We start from the raw sequence: 3,942 nt of genomic DNA, 5'->3' as shown, positions 1-3,942 counted from the left end.
GATAGCATCGGAGAGGGTCGCCGCGCGCTGCCAGCGCAGACTGTTGAGGAAATCCAGCCAGGCGCCGCTGAAATCAGCGAAATAACGCTCCGCCAGCCTGGCTCGCAGAGCTTCCGGCGACGTCGACTGCGCGGCAGTCTGCTTCGTATCGCTCAGCACCCAGTCCATTTCATCGCGGCGTTCCGCGACCACTTTCTCAATGGCCGGCTGCACGGCCTGCTCCCAGGCCTGACGGGTAAACATTCCCGGCACCACCTCATCAGTGCTGAACAGACGCGAAGCATCGGTGTCGGCAGTCATATCCGCCAGGCGCATATCGGCATACTGATTCGCCACCTGCGCGAGCATCTTCTGGTAAAGCGTGGACTCACTGTTGCGCTGGCCCAGTTGGCGAATTAACCGTGTGCGCACCTGGCTGACCAGACCGTCATCGACAGGCAGACGCCACTGCGGATGCGATGCCAGGCTGGCGGCATAAAATGCCAGCAGCGAAGGGCCGCTGCCCTGCCAGACGGCGTCGGCGATGCCTGAGCGCTGCGGCCAGTCCTGCATTAGCGTAGTGGCGAACCACGCGGCGTCCATTTTTTCCGGGCGGGTCAACATCAGATATTGTTTCAGTTGTCCGTAAGCGGTCTTCGTCATCTTCTCACGCAGTGGGCTGTCCGGCGGCAGCTGCACGAAGGCGGTGAGCTGCTCTTCCAGATGATGCGCCGCCGCATCGCGCAGCAGCGGTTGCGCCATCTCCCCGTAGCGCGGGAACAGCGCCGCCAGCAGGTCATCGTTCTGACTGAGGCCAGCGCGGAGGTACCACGGCGCTCCGTGCTGCGAGCGGTATTCCAGTTGAGAAAGCGTTTTCTGTAACGCGGAGAGCGCATACAGGCGTACGGCCAGCGGCTGTTTTCCCGCCGAGGCCTGCTGCACCTGCTGCTGTGCGATCGCCACCAGGTGGCGGTTGGAGATAAAAGAGACTGTCATTGAGGCGGCCCAGAGTAACATCAGGGCGGCGGCGCAGTTTACGCAACGCAGCCAGCCAGTCTGCATCGGCCGGAGTCACAGGATCGCCACCCCACAGCAGCACAGTCCCCCGGTCTTCCTGCCAGAGTTCCCTAGTGAGTTTTGGGGCCAGTTGTTCCACATCACTGACTGAGCCGGTCATCAGCAGGATGCGGACTTTGCTATGCCAGAAATGACCGTAAGTATGTCGCAGAACTTGTTGTACTTCGTTTATTATCTTTTTACTTATGTCTACCTGTTTCAAATGAGCACTATTGTTTGACCGAGTATTCTGTTTATCATTTAATTTACAGAAAAAACGCAATCTTGATGCAAACGCAACAAGTGAGTACCGACTGACTAGCAGCAAAGAGAGGAAAACAGGAACTGCGAAAATAGTACAGAGCACCCGAAATTTTTCTGCTGGTTCCATCCATCCCAGGGATGGTCCCCATAGATAATATATTAGAAATAAAATAACAGTAATAATAACGACAAAAAAAACGCCAGAAAATTTAATAAGGATTTTCTTCATGTTATAATAAACCTCTAAACACTTGCAACTGAGTTAAATAAATGACAGTTCAAAACATCATTATTTTTATTTACCAATAAATACTGTCCTGGGGGGAGATGCTCATTTACATAACTCAATTGCAAAAACTCGGTAAGAGGCGGGCATTTACATAAATAGTTGTCTGAATCAACGTACATATACGACGAAAGTGCACTTTCCGACATTACATCTGTTGTTTTTAACACCAATTTTTTAAGCTCTTCTTCATTCAACCCAGAATATATAACACCAGATAGCCTTCTCCCTTCATTAACCCTTCCCCAAAGGAGCAATTTATCTATTCCTACCCAATCACATTCTGGTCGAAAAAAAGCCCCTAAAGATGAGCGACCACCAGTCTCGCCATCATTTCTCAGTCTTCCCAACAAAAACATCACAGATTCAGATTTATCGTCGATTTCATCGTCAAGTAATTCTGCGCCATAAAAACTGGCGGCAATAAGAACTATATATTCATCAGAAGAGCTATCCAGCAATTTATCGATGGATTCAGATAAGTTTCTACTAAACTCAATATTCTCCCCGGGATATATATTATCAAGTCGTTCTTGCCAAATATTTTCCATCAGAGGTTTAAAATTATCATTAAGAGCGCATATCACTTTTACCCTAATATATTTAGGCAAAAGGGTTATATGCATATGGATATCATTAATCAGAAATCCCATTATTTTATTAAATAAAATAGCATTTCTATCCTGTATTTGATGAATGCTATTTAATTCATTTGTTGGGGAATTAAAACTAAGATATCTGGACATATGCGTAAACTTTGGTGCATAGCGAACAGGCAATAAATCTCCCTCTATGATATTAGTTACATCTCCATTTAAATCAGGCAATCTGATCTGTAACTCAATGATCTCAAGATAGGCCCTTCCTTTTTGAAGCAACTCCTGATAATAATCCAGGCGAGTTTTATTCCAGTAAACTGTTTCGATATTCTCATTATTCCAAATTATAACTCTGAAGAAAAATACAGCCCCGCTTAAGAGTAGCGGCACCAGCAATAACTCAGACCAGAAAACATAATTATTTTTTGATAAATACTCAGAAAAATAAACCAAGAAAACACATACATATACAGCAATAATACAAACACAAATTCCGAATTCAACCCATAGTGATAATGCTTTTTGGGATGTTTTCTCTTCCGAAGGAATATCAAAAATATTTACTGGCATAAGTTCATTCCTTTAAAACACGCGAACCGGCGGAAATAAGAATAGCGCCACATGAACAGCGGTGCCCTTCTAACGCAACAGCTAACCCGTTATCGCAATGTTTTTCATCTCCCTCACTTATACTATTTACACCGTGTGTTGGACATGAGACCAGATCAGACTTACGTGCCACAGATTTACCATCAATGATTATCTGAGATGAGCCCGTTAAGACAGATCCACCATGAGATGTTTTATCACCTACACAAATAGTTTTTTTCATATTCTAATCTATTCAGTCTGATATATTAATTGGCAATAGTAACTTCAGGAAGTCTTTTTAAAATGACAGGTTGGAATCCATCGGGATCATCAATCATAACCGGTTCACCATTTTTCATGACAGGATTTCCATTATCATCTGTTTCCTGAACCTTCTCCTGAGGTTTTCCAGTTTTTTCATCAACAACGATAACCTGATCTGGACCTGTAAACTTAAATGCCGACTCGATACTATAATCGATATAGTAATCTTTAACTTTTTCAATAGATGTTTTGAAAACATTGATACTTTCGCCCTGCAATGCAGAATCAGGGAATTCATCAAGCCGCAATATTGTATCAAATGTCTTACTGTAAAATAGTATATTATAAAAAACGCTTAATTTTTTAGAGGCTAATCTATCATCACGGGCACATCCAGTATAAAAAACCATATAATCATGAGCATCAAATAATATCCCATCTCTTCGATTGACACAAACGGATGGGTATGTACAATTACTATTTAGTAATAAAAATTGAGATATTTTACCTCCTCTTTTTATTCGAATTATGCTTTCAGGAAATAACGTTTCACCAGGAATATTAACATAAGTACCTGCGGGTATTTTTACATATTTCCCATCAAACACCCCAATCCATAAGTCCTGTTTTTTATTTACCAACCAATACTGATTGGAAAATAAAGACTTATTTCTATTTATATCTGGGAGATTGTTTTGAGTTGTTTTAAAATCAATAAATTGATCATGATATCTTTCGTTTGCATCTCGATCTAATAGATTTCCAGGGTCACTCTTGGAAAAGAGTATCTCATCATTTCTATCGCTAGCATGGATAAATTGTGTTGATATCAAAAAATAAAATAAAACAAAATATTTCATGATTTACCATCCTATGGATAATCAAAATAATTGATAAAGATAT

At 42.5% G+C, this 3,942-nt stretch carries 3 protein-coding genes and 1 pseudogene; all 4 read right to left on the bottom strand.

Annotated elements, in window-relative coordinates; translation table 11 throughout:
* A pseudogene (locus KHQ28_RS21590) lies at positions 1 to 1,528 on the bottom strand (ImcF-related family protein); the annotation flags it as partial.
* A gap of 14 nt (positions 1,529 to 1,542) precedes the next feature.
* On the bottom strand, positions 1,543 to 2,754 hold the full coding sequence (locus KHQ28_RS21585; protein ID WP_032418815.1) for a hypothetical protein: 1,212 nt from the start codon (positions 2,752 to 2,754) through the stop codon (positions 1,543 to 1,545).
* Positions 2,755 to 2,758: 4 nt separating this feature from the next.
* Positions 2,759 to 3,016, bottom strand: coding sequence for a PAAR domain-containing protein (locus KHQ28_RS21580; RefSeq protein ID WP_004899008.1), 258 nt, complete (start codon positions 3,014 to 3,016; stop codon positions 2,759 to 2,761).
* 25 nt (positions 3,017 to 3,041) lie between these two features.
* On the bottom strand, positions 3,042 to 3,899 hold the full coding sequence (locus KHQ28_RS29305; protein ID WP_223175054.1) for a hypothetical protein: 858 nt from the start codon (positions 3,897 to 3,899) through the stop codon (positions 3,042 to 3,044).
* Positions 3,900 to 3,942: the final 43 nt, after the last annotated feature.

The organism is Klebsiella sp. 28, from assembly GCF_018223905.1.
GTDB lineage: Bacteria > Pseudomonadota > Gammaproteobacteria > Enterobacterales > Enterobacteriaceae > Klebsiella > Klebsiella pneumoniae.
This window is presented reverse-complemented; position numbering and strand designations above follow the sequence as displayed.